The sequence below is a fragment of the Pantoea sp. GbtcB22 genome, from assembly GCF_019091025.1.
GTDB lineage: Bacteria > Pseudomonadota > Gammaproteobacteria > Enterobacterales > Enterobacteriaceae > Pantoea > Pantoea leporis.
The window spans coordinates 1-270 of the sequence record NZ_JAGXKB010000233.1; the positions used below are offsets into that span (position 1 = coordinate 1).

At 71.1% G+C, this 270-nt stretch carries 1 protein-coding gene; it reads left to right on the forward strand.

Annotated features, from left to right (window positions below; genetic code table 11):
• The coding region (locus KVT28_RS25230; protein WP_217550915.1) for an RHS repeat domain-containing protein at positions 1-270 on the forward strand (270 nt) is incomplete at both ends.

A 270-nucleotide genomic window follows, 5' to 3' on the forward strand; every position in this document is an offset into this window, starting at 1 on the left:
GACCCGCACCACCCCGCCGACGAAGGCGGCTCCCAGCGGTGCGACGACCAGCTACGGCTACACCTGTGACTCCGGCAGCCAGCCGCCGGTGGTCAACGACCCCTCGGCCCCGGCCGGCAGCGTCCAGCCCTGCGGTCTGCTCGCCACGGTCACTGACCCGGACGGGCATGACACCCGGTACGGCTACGACCGCTTCGGTGACCGCACCCTGGAACAGCTGCCCACCGGCGGCGCGGTCAACAGCTACTTCGACACGCACGGCATGATGAC